12 protein-coding genes are annotated in these 17,143 nt (G+C 45.7%); 7 read left to right on the forward strand and 5 right to left on the reverse strand.

From position 1 onward, the window contains the following. Positions 1–50: 50 nt before the first annotated feature. On the reverse strand, positions 51–1,058 hold the full coding sequence (locus tag IEX60_RS21910) for a D-alanine--D-alanine ligase (protein ID WP_188753539.1): 1,008 nt from the start codon (positions 1,056–1,058) through the stop codon (positions 51–53). Positions 1,059–1,502: 444 nt separating this feature from the next. Here IEX60_RS21910 and IEX60_RS21915 point away from each other — a divergent pair, with 444 nt between their 5' ends. From IEX60_RS21915 to IEX60_RS21935, 5 genes are all read left to right on the forward strand, one after another. Beyond that, positions 1,503–2,267, forward strand: coding sequence for a PASTA domain-containing protein (locus IEX60_RS21915; protein ID WP_308420774.1), 765 nt, complete (start codon positions 1,503–1,505; stop codon positions 2,265–2,267). A 52-nt stretch (positions 2,268–2,319) separates the two neighbouring features. Further along, positions 2,320–3,357 carry an endolytic transglycosylase MltG gene (mltG, locus tag IEX60_RS21920; RefSeq protein ID WP_188753540.1) on the forward strand — a complete coding sequence of 346 codons (1,038 nt, stop codon included), beginning with the start codon at positions 2,320–2,322 and terminating at the stop codon, positions 3,355–3,357. Then, positions 3,357–3,764 carry an acyl-CoA thioesterase gene (locus IEX60_RS21925; protein WP_188753541.1) on the forward strand — a complete coding sequence of 136 codons (408 nt, stop codon included), beginning with the start codon at positions 3,357–3,359 and terminating at the stop codon, positions 3,762–3,764. Before mltG ends, IEX60_RS21925 begins: the two co-directional genes overlap by 1 nt. 2 nt (positions 3,765–3,766) lie before the next feature. Next, entirely contained in the window at positions 3,767–4,774 is a 1,008-nt protein-coding gene (locus IEX60_RS21930; protein WP_188753542.1) for a YihY/virulence factor BrkB family protein, read from the forward strand. 102 nt (positions 4,775–4,876) lie between these two features. Then, positions 4,877–7,003, forward strand: coding sequence for a response regulator (locus IEX60_RS21935; RefSeq protein WP_188753543.1), 2,127 nt, complete (start codon positions 4,877–4,879; stop codon positions 7,001–7,003). A 79-nt stretch (positions 7,004–7,082) separates the two neighbouring features. On the opposite strand, the gene IEX60_RS21940 is transcribed toward IEX60_RS21935, so the two are convergent. After that, on the reverse strand, positions 7,083–8,006 hold the full coding sequence (locus IEX60_RS21940) for an OmpA family protein (protein WP_188753544.1): 924 nt from the start codon (positions 8,004–8,006) through the stop codon (positions 7,083–7,085). Between the two features lie 144 nt (positions 8,007–8,150). On the opposite strand from IEX60_RS21940, the gene rpsA reads away from it, so the two are divergent. Together rpsA and IEX60_RS21950 are read left to right on the forward strand one after the other, a co-directional pair. Further along, entirely contained in the window at positions 8,151–10,094 is a 1,944-nt protein-coding gene (gene rpsA, locus IEX60_RS21945) for a 30S ribosomal protein S1 (protein ID WP_188753545.1), read from the forward strand. Between the two features lie 128 nt (positions 10,095–10,222). Next, complete coding sequence (locus IEX60_RS21950) at positions 10,223–10,651, forward strand: DUF1801 domain-containing protein (protein WP_188753546.1); 429 nt, start codon at positions 10,223–10,225, stop codon at positions 10,649–10,651. 55 nt (positions 10,652–10,706) lie between these two features. Here IEX60_RS21950 and IEX60_RS21955 read toward each other — a convergent pair whose 3' ends face one another. From IEX60_RS21955 to IEX60_RS21965, 3 genes are all read right to left on the reverse strand, one after another. Next, positions 10,707–12,920: an NADP-dependent isocitrate dehydrogenase gene (locus tag IEX60_RS21955; RefSeq protein ID WP_188753547.1), complete on the reverse strand. Its 2,214-nt coding sequence runs from the start codon at positions 12,918–12,920 to the stop codon at positions 10,707–10,709. Between the two features lie 148 nt (positions 12,921–13,068). Beyond that, entirely contained in the window at positions 13,069–14,955 is a 1,887-nt protein-coding gene (locus IEX60_RS21960) for a RecQ family ATP-dependent DNA helicase (RefSeq protein WP_188753548.1), read from the reverse strand. Positions 14,956–15,007: 52 nt separating this feature from the next. After that, the gene (locus tag IEX60_RS21965; protein WP_188753549.1) at positions 15,008–17,125 is read right to left on the reverse strand and encodes a ComEC/Rec2 family competence protein; all 2,118 of its coding nucleotides are present in this window, start codon (positions 17,123–17,125) and stop codon (positions 15,008–15,010) included. Between the last annotated feature and the right edge of the window lie 18 nt (positions 17,126–17,143).

A 17,143-nucleotide genomic window follows, 5' to 3' on the forward strand; every position in this document is an offset into this window, starting at 1 on the left:
GTGGTGGAATAGTGGTCAGTGGTCGGTGGTCGGTGGTCGGTGGTGAGGGGTCACCGACCACCGATCAACGCCTGTTCAATCAGCTCGCCGTAAAATGCGGTCTCGGTCATGCCCGCGGCCCGCACTTGCTGGGGAATGAAACTTTGGGCAGTCTGTCCGGGCACGGTATTTATTTCGATGAAATAGAAGTGGTCCGTCTCCCGCTCCAGGAAATAATCGATGCGTACCATACCCTTACAGTTCAAGCGGACGTAAATCGCTTTTACCAATCGTTCCACACGCTCCCGTTGTTCGGATGTCAGGTCTGCAGGTGTTATTTCTTGGGTCAGACCGGGCACATACTTGGCTTCAAAATCGAAAAATTCGCGTTCGGTAATGACTTCTGTTGCCGGTAATACGACAATTTCGCCCGATCGGCGATATACCCCTACTGAAAATTCACGCCCTTTTACAAATTCTTCAACGATCACCTGTTTGCCGGTATTTTCTGCGTTGAATGCCTTCTCAATGGCATCGGCCAATCCATCTTCGGCATTAACCTTGGTCATCCCGATGCTGCTTCCACCGGCGTTGGGTTTGACAAAGTAAGGAAGTGATAGTTCACGGCGTACCAGATCTATGGCATCTGCACGTTCAGCATCAAACAACTGGACGGATTTTGCCAAATACAGTTCGGGAATGCCCGCCAACACCGCCTTGGTATATGCCTTGTTCATGGTCAATGCTGAGGTAAGCGCATCGCAGGAGGTATACGGTAGTCTTACCATATCAAAATAGCCCTGGAGACGTCCGTCCTCTCCGGGCGAACCGTGCACCATAATGAACGCCAGATCAAAACGGATAACCTGGCCATCCATGGGCAATGTAAAATGATCCCGATTGATTACATATTTGACGCCATTATCGCCCACGTGGAACCAGCTATCTGTCGTGATGGTGATTTTATAAATATCGTATTTGGATTGATCCAATTGCCCGTACACAAATTCCGCACTCTTAAAAGAAACTTCGGATTCTCCGGTATATCCGCCGGTTATCAAGGCTATTTTTGTCTTCATGATTCCGCAAACATAGACAACCCACTGTATAAATACAATACCCGCTAGCATTGCTTGTCGCTATTCTTTCGCTACCCTTAATTTACTCCTTATTTACCTTTTATTTACCCCTTTGGTAAAGAACTGGTAAGGGATTGGTAAAGAATTGGTAAGGAAATGGTATAGCGGAGGTAAGGAATTGGTAAAGAAATGGTAAGATCAAGGTAGTGGATTGGTAGCCGAATAGTAAGCAAGAATTAAGGCAGTACTAAGCAAAAGGTAAGCAACAGGTAACAAACAGGTAACCGAAAGGTAAGCCATCGTACACGACACGCAAACTTGCATATCAAAGCAAGTTTATCTAAGTTTGTCGCCTTATCTCCTGTTAATTTGGGGAGGTATAAAACTATGGCGCTAATATTGCTAAACAACAGCTGAATTGCATGTATCCGCCAATTTGATAAGATGAATATGGTAAAATTCTTCCAGTATCTACGAACAGAAACTTTCCGAAGAAATCTCATTGGAGCGTTGATTGGGCTGACCGTTCTTTTTCTAATCATTGTATTCGGCCTTCGTCAATACACCCGACATAGTGAATCTGTCCCCGTACCTGAACTCAAGGGGCTTCTGATTGAGGAAGCCTTAAAAAAACTGGAAGCCCTGGGGTTTGAGTATGATTTAGATTCCATCTATCAGGTGGATGCGAAACCCGGTCTGGTAATCGAGCAGGATCCGGATCCGAATACCAAAGTTAAAAAAAACCGAACCCTGTACCTTACGATCATTACACGTACAGCCCCCGAGGTTGCATTCCCCGAATTATTAGAAAAAACATTTGTAGAGGCCCGTGCGATATTAAACAGCTATGGCCTTAAATTGGGCGATACCACCTACATTCCAGATATTGCGAGGGATGTGGTGCTCGATGTAAAATTCGGTGGGGAACGACTTAATGCCGGACGTCCAATCCCAAAAGGATCAACTGTAGACCTGGTGCTAGGCAATGGGAAAGGAGCCAGTGAAGTTCAGGTACCTGATTTAATCGGACTTACCCTGGAACAGGCCCGTTTTGCGCTGCAAGGCAATTCACTGACCTTGGGTACCGTCAATTACATGGGGTTGATTGCCGACAGCTTGAGCGCAACGGTTATCTCCCAAACTCCAACCCCCGAAGATCCGGCAGTTAGCATCGGTACTCCGATTAATATTGCGCTTGCAAATCAGTGATTGGTGGTGAGTGGTCGGTGGTGAGTGGTCAGCGAACAATTGTGAGAAAAACATGAACAAGAAGAAATTACGATTAACGTTGCTCGCGATCGCCTTTGCGGCGATCATAGTAGGTGGATTGGTTGCCTACAAATACTACAAAGGTTTTTTTGCGCCCAACGTTACCGACAATACGGAGTATCTCTATATCTACTCACACTGGGATTTTGAAGACGTGATGCAAAGCATCGGTGAACTGCAAGCCGTAGATGACACGGCTTCCTTCCGCTGGGCGGCGGGCAAGATGGAATATCCAGAACGTGTGAAACCGGGAAAATACAAATTAGAACCCGGCATGAACAACCGTACGTTAATCAACAAGCTAGGCGGCGGATTTCAGGAACCGGTGAAACTCCGTTTTGAAAATGTCCGGCTTAAGGAAAATCTCGCTGCTGTATTGGCAAACCAACTGGAACCAGATTCCATTGCATTCATCAACCTGTTAAACAACGATAGTTTGGCCTCCAGCTATGGATTTGACACCGAGAATTTTTTCGGTATGTTCATTCCAAACACATACGAGTTCTATTGGAATACCTCCACCGACGCTTTTGCCAAGCGGATGCACGAAGAATACAAAAAATTCTGGAATGACGAACGGAAGGAAAAAGCGGCCGCTCTTAAACTGACCCCGCAACAGGTGAGCGTATTGGCTTCCATCGTAAAAGGAGAGGCACTGCATACGGATGAGATGCCTACCATTGCTGGATTGTACCTCAACAGATTGAACAAAGGAATGCTATTGCAGGCCGACCCTACCGTCATTTTCGCCAATAACGACTTCACCATCAGACGTGTACTTTATCGGCACCTGCGTATGGATTCACCCTACAACACCTATTTGTATCGTGGGCTTCCACCGGGACCCATCATGATGCCAAGCATTGCGTCAATCGACGCGGTACTTAACTATCGGCAACACGACTACCTGTATATGTGCGCAAAGGAAGATTTTTCAGGCTATCATAATTTTGCGGTAACACAGGCCGAACACAACGTCAACGCGCGGAAATTCCAGCAGGCGTTGAATGAACGAAATATCAAGCGCTGATGTATACGTTTGAAACCAAAGTACGGGTCAGGTATGCAGAGACCGACCAAATGGGCTACGTCTATTATGGCAATTATGCTGCATTTTATGAAGTTGGCCGTGTTGAGTTATTCCGTAGCTTGGGATTCTCTTACAAGGCTTTGGAAGACAGTGGTATCATGCTTCCGGTACTCGAATTGCAGTCGAGGTTTCTAAAGCCCGCAAAATATGACGAGGAAATAACCGTAAAAGCATTTTTAAAAGAAAAGCCATCAGTCAAAATCCGATTTGACTATGAATTGTTTAACAAAGGTGGGGAATTACTAAATACGGGCAATACCACCTTGGTTTTTGTTGACATGAAACGCAACAAACCCTGCATGGCCCCTGCTGATTTCCTAGCCAGGCTGCAAGGGTATTTTGATTAACAATGAACTGGGCACATCGAACGTTATTGAAATTTAAACCTTATTTCCAATTCATCGAATGGACTAAGGTCGTCGTACTTCCCGGATTCGGCTCGTTGCCCCTATACACCGTTGCTACGTTCTTTTTCCAGGAAATTGCCAGGGAATCTATCCTCAACAAGGCATCTTCCCTCGCATATAATTTCATGTTGGCCATTTTCCCGGGTATCATTTTCCTGTTTACACTGATTCCCTATATACCAATTGATAATTTCCAGGAACAGTTGCTCGATTTTATGGAAGTAGTTATGCCCGAAAATGCATTCCTTACCGTTGAGTCAACGCTGGAAGATATCGTAAAAAACCAAAATAGCGGATTGCTATCCATCGGTTTCATACTGGCTACCTTCTTTGCTACCAATGGTGTCAGCTCATTGATGCTCGCCTTCAACAAGGCGTCGTTGATTATTGAAAGCCGCAGTTGGGGGCATCAACGCTTGGTAGCCATAGGCTTGACGTTAATGATTATCATCGCCCTCGCAGTTGGGATGACCATTTTTACGGCCGCAGGCTACGTCATCCGATATTTGCAAGATAACATCGAAATCAATGCGGCGTTCTGGGGGTTTATCATTACAGCATCCCGTTGGCTTATTTTATTTGGCATTTACTTCTTTACGGTCAGCATTCTTTACAAATTCGGTCCGGCTTCCTCTAGAAAATGGAAGCTGTTCAGTCCGGGAGCTATGCTGGCTACGATATTGGCTATCCTGACATTTTCCGGATTTGCGTTTTATATCAATAACTTCAATGCATATAACAAATTGTATGGATCAATAGGCACGTTGATTGTAATCATGATTTGGTTATACCTCAACTCACTGATCCTGCTGGTGGGTTTTGAACTAAACGCCAGTATTGCACTTTCCAAACAGAGTATTAAGATCGTAAGACCACGTAAGTTCAACACTTTCAAATCTGATACAGCCTCAGAAAGCACCCCGGCAAACCATTCCAGGCACTTCAATTAATTTTTCGTTGCAAATAAATTTTTTGCCTTACTTTTGCTTGCTTAAAAGCACCATGAAACGTCGCTGTTATGACCGTATCTCGGCACATCAGCCATTTTAACCATGAAAAAAAACACGAAGAAGACTCCTAAGATAAGAATTATATTGCTATGTGGTTTTGTAATCTCATTTTTATTCATTGGAACCGTTTTCGTATACCAATATGGCCAATACCGTGCACTTGAAAAACGGCTCAGCGACGCGTACAAAATTCAGCAAGTTGGCTCCGAAGGCCTGAATTATCTGTTTTCGACCTATAGTGAGGCTGAGAATACGTTCAGATTATACACCCTGGAATTCAGCGACAGCAGTTATCACGCATACCTCAATAAACTCAATCTGCTAAAAAGCTTTGTCGATTCATTGCAGTCGTTTCCTTTTGCCCGCAACCCACTCAACAATCCTGCACTCAAAGTGGCAGACCAACAAAAAATTGCCCTGGAATTTGCGTCGCTCAAAAAACGGCTGGATCATCTGGTACTGCATACCAGTGATTCGCTGAGTCTGCTAACTCACGCCATTTCGCTGAGACCCATTCCCAAGCGTGAAATTGAATCGGTAGTTGACCATGTGTTAACAGATACCACGCGGAAAGTTTCTGTCGATACCATCGTCAGAAAACGCCCCAATTTATTTAAGCGGATTTTCAACTCGAAAGACGACACCATTGTACTCACCCGTGAGCACAATGAATTTGATGTAGAACGGGTAACTGTACTCAAGAAAAATCTTTCTTCCGCTCAACATGAGATTGAGCAATCCTATGTAAATACCATTGATGAACTACGAAGCACATTTTTGAAACTACAAGGCAAAGAAAGGCAACTTGTCACAACTAACTTCGATTTATTAAATGAGCTTAAGGAGAGCATGGAAATCATTAAAACACTTGATGTCTATGCGTTACGTCAAGCGGAGGAAAATAATTTTTCGCTTTACCGCAAGAATGTAGACCTGTTTGGCAAGCAGTTGATATTTGCCTTGATACTTATGCTGGCTATGATTATTGCGCTGGTGTATTACCAACTTTATTCAACTTCCTACGAGCGTAGGCTCCGTGTGGAAAAAGACTATGCGGCAAAGCTTGCAGAAGAAAAAACGAGTGTTCTCGCAAACATAAGCCATGAAATACGTACTCCACTCAATTCGTTGCTGGGCGTTGTGGATTTATTAAAAAACCGTGCAAAGTCGGATACCATCGATGGGAAACTCATTGATTCTGCATACTACAGCATCAACATCATCAGCAATAACATTACAGATATACTAAGCCTAAGTAAACTGGAAGCATCCAACAAAGGCAACATTGTGCTGGAGTATTTTTCTCCGAACCGCATCTTCCAGGAATTGATAACCCTGCACGAAAACCAGGCAGAATTGAAGGGTCTTCAACTGGCAACCGAGATCAATGTGGATCCGACGCTCAGCATATTAAGCAACGAATTCAGGGTAAAACAGGTCGCGTCCAATTTTTTGAGCAACGCTATCAAATATACGCAGAAAGGCAAAATTACGTTCCGCGCTTCGCTATCCGTAACAAGCAACGGCCAACGCCTACACTTGGAGGTAGAAGATACAGGCATCGGAATCAGCGAACAGGACCGGCGTCAGGTATTCCGGAAATACTTCACGACCAATCCGAATGCCGGTGGCATTGGCTTAGGGCTGTATATAACGAAAATCATGGTCGAAGAATTAGGGGGCAACATCGGCGTGAAAAGTAAATCGACCCCGGGATCCATATTCTTCGCGGAGATTCCCTATTCTGATAGCCGGATGGAGGCTCATGCACAACGCAAGGCAACCTTACCGGATCTGCCACCGGGTCTCCGTTTGCTCGTTGTGGACGACAACCCGATAAACATATTGCTGATGAAACAATTCTTCAAAGGAGTCGGAAACGTCCACACGGTCAATAACGGGGAAGACGCGTTGACTCTAATGAACGATCAGCCGTTCGATCTGGTCATTACCGATATCCATATGCCCGGAATGAGCGGAATAGAGCTGCTTGAAAAAATAAGGAGCGATAAACGTTTCAACACCATGAAGGTACTGGCTATTTCCGCGGATATGTCTACGTTGAAATACGCTGAGGAAACCCAGGCCGAGGCCTTTTTTGATGGCTTTATCGAAAAACCGTTTACCGAATCTGAGATTGTGAAAACGATTCTAAAAGCACTTTCCTGATTGCACCGAATCGGTATATCGGCATAAAAAATCCCCGGTTCATCCAACCGGGGATTTTAGTGACAAATTTGTCTGGTCTTTATTGCTGTATAGGTGCCACGATGGTGGTATCGCCCGATCGATCTCCCGTATCCGTAACCGGACCGTTTTCGGGCGCTTTGTCAATCAGCTCCATGAATTGGTCAAGCTTGGGTGTAATGATAATTTGGGTACGACGGTTCCGTGTTTTTCCACTTTCGGTATCGTTGCTTGCAATGGGATTGTATTCACCCCGTCCTGCAGCGGTGAGGCGCTTGGGATCTACTCCATAATCGTTTTGTAACGCCTGAACGACCGATGAGCCACGCAACACACTTAAATCCCAATTATTACGGATGTTAGGCTGTGAAATGGGTACATTGTCGGTATTACCTTCCACCAGTACGTCATAATCTCTGTAATCCATGATAATCTTCGCAATCTTGCTGAGTGTCTCGCCTGCCCGGTCTGATATTTCATAACTTCCGGATTTATACAACATGTTATCTGACAACGAAATATAAACTACCCCTTTCAGCACCTGCACGTCTACATCCTGCATTTCTTCCCGGCTCAACGAGCGGGTCAGCCGATTGGTAAGCACTAGGTTCAGTGAATCGCTTTTATTCTTGGTATTCACCAAATGTTGGATATACCGGTTGGAAGCGTTTATCTCATCTACCAATTTGGAGATATTCACATTTCCTTGATTAGAGGAAGTAAGACACTGATTGAGTGCTTCCTGCAGCGATTTCACATTAGCCCGTTCCGACGCAATCTGATCTTCTATACTGGTTAGGCGTGTATTTGCGGATGATAATTGCTGTTGGCTCTCCTGATACTTTTGATTTAACGCTTGTTCCTTTGTACGCATTTCGTCGTAACTTGCCTGCAACGACCGAAATTTCTTGTTGCTTACACATCCCGACAAAAGCAATGTCACCCCCATAAAGGCGATACTTGCGTATATTGACAATCGTTTCATAAAATCTCCTTTTTTAATGATCTAATATGATCTATGCCAACTTGATGCCAAAAATGTTTTTAAAATAATAACTCCCTATAAATAAAAGTTTTTCGTACCTTTGCAATCCCGATAAAAATCGGGAAAAAGGAGAAAAATGAATTAATGGCAAAAAAACAAGAAGCAGAAAAGGAATTAGCAGCAAAAAAAGCTGAACTTCAAGACGCCGAGGACACCTTGGTGAAGGAGAAGGAGGACATTGAGTCGGAAGCCGATTCGAAGTTCATCGACGAAATCAAATCAACCACCTGGAACACGCCCGACGACGATTTTGATTGGGACAAGGATGAAAAGGGATTTGGCAATTACAGCGACGAAGAGCGGGCCAAATTGGAAAACCTCTATGCAGGTACCTTCAATTCTGTGAACAAAGGTGAAATTGTACAGGGCACCGTTGTATCCATCAACAATAAGGATGTGGTACTTAACATCGGTTTCAAGTCGGATGGTTTGGTATCCCTTTCTGAATTCCGCGACACACCGGATTTGAAAGTAGGCGATGTGGTTGACGTATTCGTTGAGTCACAGGAGGATGCTAACGGACAATTGGTGCTTTCGCGTAAACGTGCTAAGACCCAAAAATCTTGGGAAGAGATCAACGAAGCCCTGGAAAATGACACCATCATCGATGGCTTTGTAAAAAGCCGGACCAAAGGTGGTCTTATTGTAGACATCAAGGGTGTGGAAGCCTTCTTGCCCGGGTCTCAAATTGATATTAAACCAATCCGCGACTACGACATCTATGTGGGCAAAACCATGGAATTCAAGGTAGTTAAAATCAACCATGAATTCAAGAATGTGGTCGTTTCGCACAAAGTCCTTATCGAGGACGATTTGGAAAATCAAAAGACCGAAATCGTTTCCAAACTCGAAAAAGGACAAGTATTGGAAGGTACCGTCAAGAACATTACCGATTTCGGCGTATTCATCGATTTGGGTGGCGTAGATGGTCTGCTGCACATTACCGATATTTCCTGGGGCCGCATCGAGCATCCGAAGGAAGTACTGCAGCTTGATCAGACCGTCAATGTCGTTGTGCTCGACTTTGACGACGAAAAGAAACGTATCGCTCTTGGCTTAAAGCAATTGACCGAACACCCTTGGGAATCCTTGGATCCGTCATTGGAAGTAGGCTCAAAGGTAAAAGGCAAAATTGTGACCGTAGCCGATTACGGTGCTTTCCTCGAAATCACACCAGGTGTAGAAGGATTGATCCACGTATCGGAAATGTCCTGGTCTCAAAATCTGCGTAGTCCGTCGGAGTTCCTGAAGGTGGGCGACGAAATAGAAGCTCAAATTCTCACACTGGACCGCGACGAACGCAAAATGAGCCTGGGCATCAAACAATTGACGCCCGATCCGTGGAAAAATATTGCTGAACGCTACCCCATAGGCTCTAAGCAAAAGGCCGTGGTGAAAAACATGACGAACTTCGGTGTGTTTGTAGAATTGGAAGAAGGAATTGATGGATTGGTTCACATATCCGACCTCTCCTGGTCTAAGAAAATCAATCACCCGAATGAGTTCACCAAAGTAGGTGAAGAATTAGAAGTGGTTGTCTTGGAACTTGATGAAGAAAACCGGAAGCTGAGCCTCGGCCACAAGCAGTTGGAAGAGAATCCATGGGATACTTTTGAAACTGTTTTCACCTTGGATTCCATTCATCAAGGAACGGTAATCAAAGTAGGCGAAAAAGGAAACATTGTATCTTTGCCGTATGGTGTTGAAGGGTTCTGCCCCGCTAAACACAGCGTAAAGGAAGATGGAAGCGTCTTGAAGTTGGACGAAACAGCCGACTTCAAAATCATCGAATTCAATAAGGACAACAAACGGGTAGTAATTTCACACTCCCGCATTTGGGAAGACCAACGGGCAGAAGCACGTATGGAAGAATTCAATAACCGCAAGAAAGAAGCCAAAGCTGCTTCATCTGCCGTGCGGAAAGTGAAAGATTCTGTGGAGAAATCTACGTTGGGAGATCTCGATGTTCTTGCACAACTGAAAGAACAGTTGGAAGACGAAGAAAGCGCTAAAAAAGCAAAAAAATAATCGTCATAACGTGACCATTATACTCCCCACTCCCGAAAAAGGAGTGGGGATTTTTTTTGCATAGTCGAAATTAATCTGTAATTTGGTTCAAGGAGATTACCTAATAAGTACAATCCCAAAAGTACCGCATGGCCCAGGCAAAAAACAAAACGGTTGAAACTACCGATAGCGTAGTTGAATTTCTCGATTCTGTCGTGGATGAAACCAAACGGAAAGATAGTTTGCGTCTCGTTGAAATCATAAAAACCGAAACCGGCTTCGAACCCCGTATGTGGGGAGCCAGTATCATTGGGTTCGGAAGTTACCATTACCGCTACGAGAGCGGACGAGAGGGAGAGGCACCCTTGGTAGGCTTCTCTCCCCGAAAGAATGAACTAGCGCTTTACCTTGCGCATAATTTTGACGGAAGGGAAGAATTACTTCGCAAGTTTGGTAAACACAAAGGCGGAAAAGCCTGCATCTATGTAAAGAAATTGACAGATATTGATGAAGGTATACTGAGACAAATGATCACAGCCTCAGTAAGTTGGACACGGAAAAAATATCCGGCCAGCTAGCCGCTATGCAAACAAAACCGTAGGTACTGGGGGCGTCTCCACCCCCAGTCTAACGTTATCCGATAATTGCATTAAGTGTTGCACTCGGCCGCATAGCCCTGACAGCCAACTGGTCATCGGGAGAATAGTATCCGCCGATATCCTGTGGCTTGCCCTGTGCACCGATCAATTCTTCATTGATTTTGCTTTCATTTGCTTTCAATTTTTCCGCAATCGGTGTAAACTGAGCCTTCAGTTCCGCATCCCGATCCTGTGAAGCCAGCGCCTCCGCCCAGTAGCATGCCAGGTAAAAATGCGATCCCCGGTTATCCAATTGACCCACTTTCCGGGCTGGCGATTTATCATTTTCCAAAAACTTCTCGGTAGCCTTATCCAGTGCCTCAGCCAGCACCAGTGCTTTGGTGTTGCCCTGAGTTTGCCCCACATGTTCCAATGACACAGCCAACGCAAGAAACTCACCCAACGAATCCCAACGCAGGTACCCCTCCTGAAGAAATTGCTCCACATGTTTAGGGGCAGATCCACCGGCTCCGGTTTCGAACAAACCACCGCCATTCATCAAGGGAACAATAGACAACATCTTGGCGGAAGTACCCAATTCCAGAATCGGGAATAAATCGGTCAGGTAATCCCGCAGTACATTGCCCGTCACGGAAATGGTATCCTCTCCCCTACGAATGCGTTCCAATGAGAATTGGGTAGCCGCTATGGGATTCAAAATACGAATATCCAATCCATTCAAATCGTATTCTTTCAAATAGGTATTAACCTTTTCTATAATTTGGCGATCGTGTGCACGATTTTCATCCAGCCAGAATACGGCCGGTGTATTGGATAACCGCGCGCGGTTCACCGCAAGCTTTACCCAATCACGGATCGGCGCATCCTTCGTTTGGCACATCCTGAAAATATCACCGGTTTCCACCTGTTGGGCCATCAATACATTGCCATCCGCATCGATCACCCGGATGGTTCCCTTACCCGTGGCCTGGAATGTCTTATCGTGCGAACCATACTCTTCGGCCTTCTGAGCCATAAGTCCCACATTGGACACCGACCCCATGGTTGACGGATTGAACGCACCATGTATTTTACAGTCCTCAATAGTTGCTACGTATACACCGGCATACGAGCGGTCCGGAATAAGCGCGAGGGTATCTTGCAATTCCCCTTTTTTATTCCACATCTTTCCGGAACTGCGTATCATGGCCGGCATGGATGCATCGACGATCACATCCGAAGGTACATGCAGGTTGGTGATACCTTTATCCGAATTAACCATCGCTAAGTCCGGCCCGTTTTCAATCGCTTCAGCCAACGCTGCTTTCACCTCCTCTTCTTGTGCATGGCCGGAAATTTTTGCATAAACATCTCCCAACCCATTCCGCGTATCCACACCGAGTCGAGCAAACAGGTCAGCATATGCAGCAAACACATCGCTAAAATATACCTCGACAATGGCACCGAAAATAATCGGATCGGATACCTTCATCATGGTTGCCTTGAGGTGGGCAGATAACAATACCCCTGCTTCTTTAGCTGCCTTAATTTCCGTGGCCACAAAGTTTTTCAATGCGCGGATGCTCATCCGCGACGAATCGATTACCTCCCCTTCCAATAACTTCGCAGGTGCTTTTAAGGACGTTACAGCACCATCTTCCCCAACAAATTCAATCGCAAAAGTTGTTTCCTGTGGTACAGTGACCGACTGTTCACTTCCGTAAAAATCACCATCGGACATCGAGGCTACCTGAGTTTTGGAATCAGCCGTCCAAGCACCCATGGAGTGCGGATGTTGCTTAGCATAATTTTTAACGGCACGCGGTGCGCGGCGGTCGGAATTTCCCTCCCTCAATACCGGATTGACCGCAGATCCCAATACTTTGGCATATTGTGTTTTGATTGCCTTCTCTTCTTCATTCTTTGGCTCTTCGGGATAACTCGGCACCGCAAACCCCTTTGCCTGCAGCTCGGCAATTGCCGCTTTCAACTGCGGTATAGAAGCTGAGATATTGGGCAATTTAATGATGTTTGCCTCGGGTGTGGTGGCTAATTGACCCAGTTCAGCCAACGCATCTCCCGATTTTTGACTAGCTGTCAAATACTCGGGAAAGTTGGCAAGAATCCGTCCTGCCAATGAAATATCTTTTTCAACGACCGCTATGCCAGCCGGAGCCGTGAAAGCTTTGACGATAGGCAAAAATGAATACGTGGCCAACAAGGGGGCCTCATCTGTTTTGGTGTAATGAATTTTGGCGTTTTCAGACATAGTCTCTGTATAACAATATTAAGGGTTTGATGCTTTATGCCATTGAGCGGCCACAAACTTAGCTAAAATGCGTTGCATTCACGAATGCGTAGTTAAAAAAACAATGACAATTCATCCCCTATCAGGGAATCTGTCGATAGAAGAGATTTTAGCTCAAATAATATTTATCACCATTCACCTTCAGCTTTCCTTCGTCAAGACGCTTTCGGACAAATGCCAAACGGGTTTCCTCATCACCGGAAAGCATACGCGTAACAAGCTTATCGATCGTCGCGGGGCCTTCGGCCAATATTTCGACCAGTTCGCCCATTAATTTATCCTCCAGACCTTCGGTCTTCTCCGCTTTCAGGCAAAGGTCGCAAATCCGGCAGTGCTCGGGTTTATATTCACCAAAATAAGCTAATAGAAATCTACTGCGGCATTTCCGGTCGTCCACATAGTTAAGAACCGCGTCCATCTGCTCCCGTTTCATTTCTTTCCGTTCGCGGATGTATTGGCTATCAATATGTAGCCGCTTGCTGTCTGCCCGGGGCCTCAAATACTGGATTTGCGGACTATCTGTTTGCGGAAGATAACTGATCACCTCACTTTTTTTTAGGTATTCGAGCATTTCAGCAATCACTGACACGGGCTTGCCCAACCGCCTTGCTATCTCCGATTCGCGGACGGGAACGAAATGATCAAATGCACCGCCGTGACTCCGAAGAATAGCCTTTATCAATCCGTCGTAGGCCGCATTTTCAACTTGGTACCGATACAAGTCCGGCTGACTGACTTCAAATTTAATGCGTGACGGCAAATATACGGCCTCACTTACACTGATCCATCCATCCCGTTCAAGGAATTTCAATGCGCTCAATGTCATTAGAGCATCCAGCTTATAACGGCTGCAAAAATCGGCCACATCAAAATCAATCGTTAGTCCCTCTCCCGCTTCATAGGCCAATTGATAGTAATTGGCCAACTGCTGATATACTTGCCGGATGTAGTCTATCGATGGAAAGCTCAGTTGGTATTTTTTCTGCAATTGGTCGCGGTCGCTTTGGTGATAAAGCAGTACGGCATACGCTTTCTTTCCATCACGTCCTGCGCGGCCCGCTTCCTGATAATAGGCTTCCAGCGATTCCGGCAGGTCTAAATGTATGACGAAACGGACATCAGGTTTGTCAATGCCCATACCAAAAGCATTTGTCGCTACAATTACCCGTATGTCGTTGTTTTTCCATGCTTCCTGTTTACGTGCCCGGTTCGGAGTTTCCAGACCTGCGTGGTAGAAGTCTGCAGAAATTCCTTCGTTCAACAGAATCCGGGTTACTTCCTGTGTCTCCCGGCGGTTGCGCACATAAATGATGCCGCTTCCGCCCAGTTTTCGGATGATACGCAGCATACGGCTTGTCTTATTCTCTTCATCAAAAGCCATATAAGCCAGATTCTCCCGAAAAAAACTCTTTTTCAGCACATTGTATTCCCTGAAAGAAAGCTTTTGTTGGATATCATCGACCACTTTAGCCGTTGCAGTCGCGGTAAGTGCTAAAAAAGGAACGCTGGGATGCAAGGAACGTAATACAGCAACATCCAGGTAAGAAGGTCTGAAATCATACCCCCACTGCGAAATACAATGGGCCTCATCCACCGCAAATAGGTTGACATTCATATACCGGATTCGCTCGCGTACGACGTCGCTCTTCAGTCGCTCGGGTGAGAGATACAGGAATTTAACAGGTCCATAGACACAATTGTCAAGTGCGATATCTACTTCCCGTTTCGTCATCCCCGAAAAAATCGCCACCGCCTCGATGCCCTTAGCTTTCAGATTTTCAACTTGGTCTTTCATCAACGCGATGAGTGGGGTTATGACGATGCAGATTCCTTCTTTCGCTAATGCGGGCACCTGAAAGCAAACAGACTTCCCTCCTCCCGTAGGCATCAACGCCAGGGTATCACGCTCGTCAAGTACCGACTGAATGATCTCTTCCTGCAACGGGCGGAACGATTCATGATGCCAGTACTTGCGAAGAATTTCAACGGTGTTCATGATGACGGGCTTATCTGCAGTCCAAAAATACACAAAATTTCTTTGCCCCGATTCAGTCAGGCAATGTAAGGGTCCAAGCAAAATTGTCTTTCAATACGTAAATGGGAATATCATTGGCTTCGGCTTCTTGTACCAAACGATCAACCGTAAAGCGGTGATTGGAGCCATCAACCACCAATTGCTTACAACGGATGTTTTTAATAAGTCTTTCCAATGAAACCCGGGGATTGTTTCTAATCAACAATATATCTACTTCGAGTTGTGCACCGTAGGTTTTATCCTCATCGTATACCATAAGCCGGGTATCACCGAATTGTATAACCCGGTCTTTTACATAGACGCTTTCGGTACGATAGCTGCTATCTTGCTGGACCAAATGAATGCGATCGGTTGACACCCGGCGTTCCAACCCAGGCAGTACCCTGTACTGGATGGTCCGGTTGTCCAACGATCCCAAATTACTATATATCCATGCATCTCCATTGCCGATCAGTCCGACGGCGATATCCCGCTTCACATTGAAGACAATGATTTCACGTTGACTCTGTCGTTGAAAACCGGTGATTGTGGATGTGCACACCATTAGGGCAATCGCAATCAAAGTACCATAGAACCACGATTTGCTCCGATTTACCATCATGAGGGTAATCGAAAAAAACAGCAAGTAAATCAATAGGCTATCCCACACACCGATCCAAATACCCCTGACGGTTGCCATAGGCAATTGTTCGATGCGGTATAACACGGCATTGACAAATAAAATTGTCTTTTCTAACAACACCCCCACCCAAGTAGCCCATATACCCGCCGGCAAAATCAGCAGGACAAACCCCAGATACATAATAGCGCTTGCAGGCAACGCGATAAATAGGTTAGCCACTAAAAAATACATTGGAAATTGATGGAAATAATAGGTAGCCAGCGGCCCGGCACCCGCTTGGGCCGACACAGACATGCCGATATAATTACCAAGTGGTCTCACCAGGCGATGGTTGGATGCCAAAATTGCCTGCCACAGAGGAGCCATAAAAATAATACCTAATACCGCGAGATAAGACAACTGAAATCCGATATCTGCAATAAACTTGGGCTCATACAGCAATAAGAAAAATGCCGATGCAGAAATGCTGTTATAAATTCTGTTTTCTTGGTTAAACGCCGACGCAGCCATCACAAAACTGATCATCATAGCAGCACGCAATACCGAGGGTGAAAATCCGGTAAGCGCCGCATAGCTCCAAACGGCTATAAGTAAAATGATAAACTTCACCAATCGCAGCTTCCTTTTGCCATCCATCCATCCCATCAACTTGGAAAACAACCAAAACACGATCACGACATGCATGCCCGATACACTCAGCACATGAATGGTTCCGGTGTTGGAAAATGCTTGGAGCAGCTCCTCACTTAAATCGGCCCGGTAACCCAAAATCAATGTGGATGCCACAGAAAGCGCATCTTTGTCAGGCAGATACCGTTCAAACTTAGTAACGAGGCTCTTTCGCCATTTGAGTGCCGTTGCTACAAGTGGATTGCCTTTCCCTGCGCCCAGTTTCCGTACTTCAGTGGATGAGAGATACCCTTGGTGCCATATATCTTTATTTGCTAGGTAACGACGGTAATCCAACTGCCCGGGGTTATAGGGTGGCGGCACCTCCTGATACCGGGCAGGAATGAGAAGTTCATCGCCGTAGGCAACGGTGGGTGTTGATAAACTATCAGGCGAGGCGAGCGTGATCATCAATTTGCCGGTTACATTTGTGACGCCTTCTCTGCCATATGCCTGTATAACTTCCAATGGGAACCGCAAATAACCGTTGTTGACTGCTGGTTCATCCACTACCCTTCCAATCAAGGCACGATATTCGCCACGACTGAAATGTAAGCGGTCGATTTCGGGATGCGTCTGCCAGGCCGACCGGCATCCCCAGGTAAAAAAGATCAACAGGATTAAAAACCCCATGAAGCCATAATAGCGTTGCCGCCGTAACCATGTGTATAAAACCATGTACACAAAGGTGGCTATGGCACCTACCTGTACTCCATTTATTACTGCATATGTATTCCAGTGTGGCTCACATAGATAGCTTGCCGTTATCCCCGCGCCGAGGGCCATCAGGAAACGGGCAAAAGGAACATGACCTTTTTCGATAGGAATGGGTTGTTTCATTTGAAAAAGCCAATTTAA

It is taken from the genome of Parapedobacter defluvii (assembly GCF_014642075.1).
GTDB classification, from domain to species: Bacteria; Bacteroidota; Bacteroidia; order Sphingobacteriales; family Sphingobacteriaceae; genus Parapedobacter; species Parapedobacter defluvii.

Excerpts from the sequence above, each read along its gene's own strand:
- IEX60_RS21960 (WP_188753548.1), bottom strand. The coding sequence starts at position 14,955 with ATGAACACCGTTGAAATTCTTCGCAAGTACTGGCATCATGAATCGTTC.
- IEX60_RS21950 (WP_188753546.1), top strand. The coding sequence starts at position 10,223 with ATGGCCCAGGCAAAAAACAAAACGGTTGAAACTACCGATAGCGTAGTT.
- IEX60_RS21925 (WP_188753541.1), top strand. The coding sequence starts at position 3,357 with ATGTATACGTTTGAAACCAAAGTACGGGTCAGGTATGCAGAGACCGAC.
- IEX60_RS21910 (WP_188753539.1), bottom strand. The coding sequence starts at position 1,058 with ATGAAGACAAAAATAGCCTTGATAACCGGCGGATATACCGGAGAATCC.
- IEX60_RS21965 (WP_188753549.1), bottom strand. The coding sequence starts at position 17,125 with ATGAAACAACCCATTCCTATCGAAAAAGGTCATGTTCCTTTTGCCCGT.
- IEX60_RS21935 (WP_188753543.1), top strand. The coding sequence starts at position 4,877 with ATGAAAAAAAACACGAAGAAGACTCCTAAGATAAGAATTATATTGCTA.
- mltG (WP_188753540.1), top strand. The coding sequence starts at position 2,320 with ATGAACAAGAAGAAATTACGATTAACGTTGCTCGCGATCGCCTTTGCG.
- IEX60_RS21955 (WP_188753547.1), bottom strand. The coding sequence starts at position 12,920 with ATGTCTGAAAACGCCAAAATTCATTACACCAAAACAGATGAGGCCCCC.
- rpsA (WP_188753545.1), top strand. The coding sequence starts at position 8,151 with ATGGCAAAAAAACAAGAAGCAGAAAAGGAATTAGCAGCAAAAAAAGCT.
- IEX60_RS21915 (WP_308420774.1), top strand. The coding sequence starts at position 1,503 with ATGAATATGGTAAAATTCTTCCAGTATCTACGAACAGAAACTTTCCGA.
- IEX60_RS21930 (WP_188753542.1), top strand. The coding sequence starts at position 3,767 with ATGAACTGGGCACATCGAACGTTATTGAAATTTAAACCTTATTTCCAA.
- IEX60_RS21940 (WP_188753544.1), bottom strand. The coding sequence starts at position 8,006 with ATGAAACGATTGTCAATATACGCAAGTATCGCCTTTATGGGGGTGACA.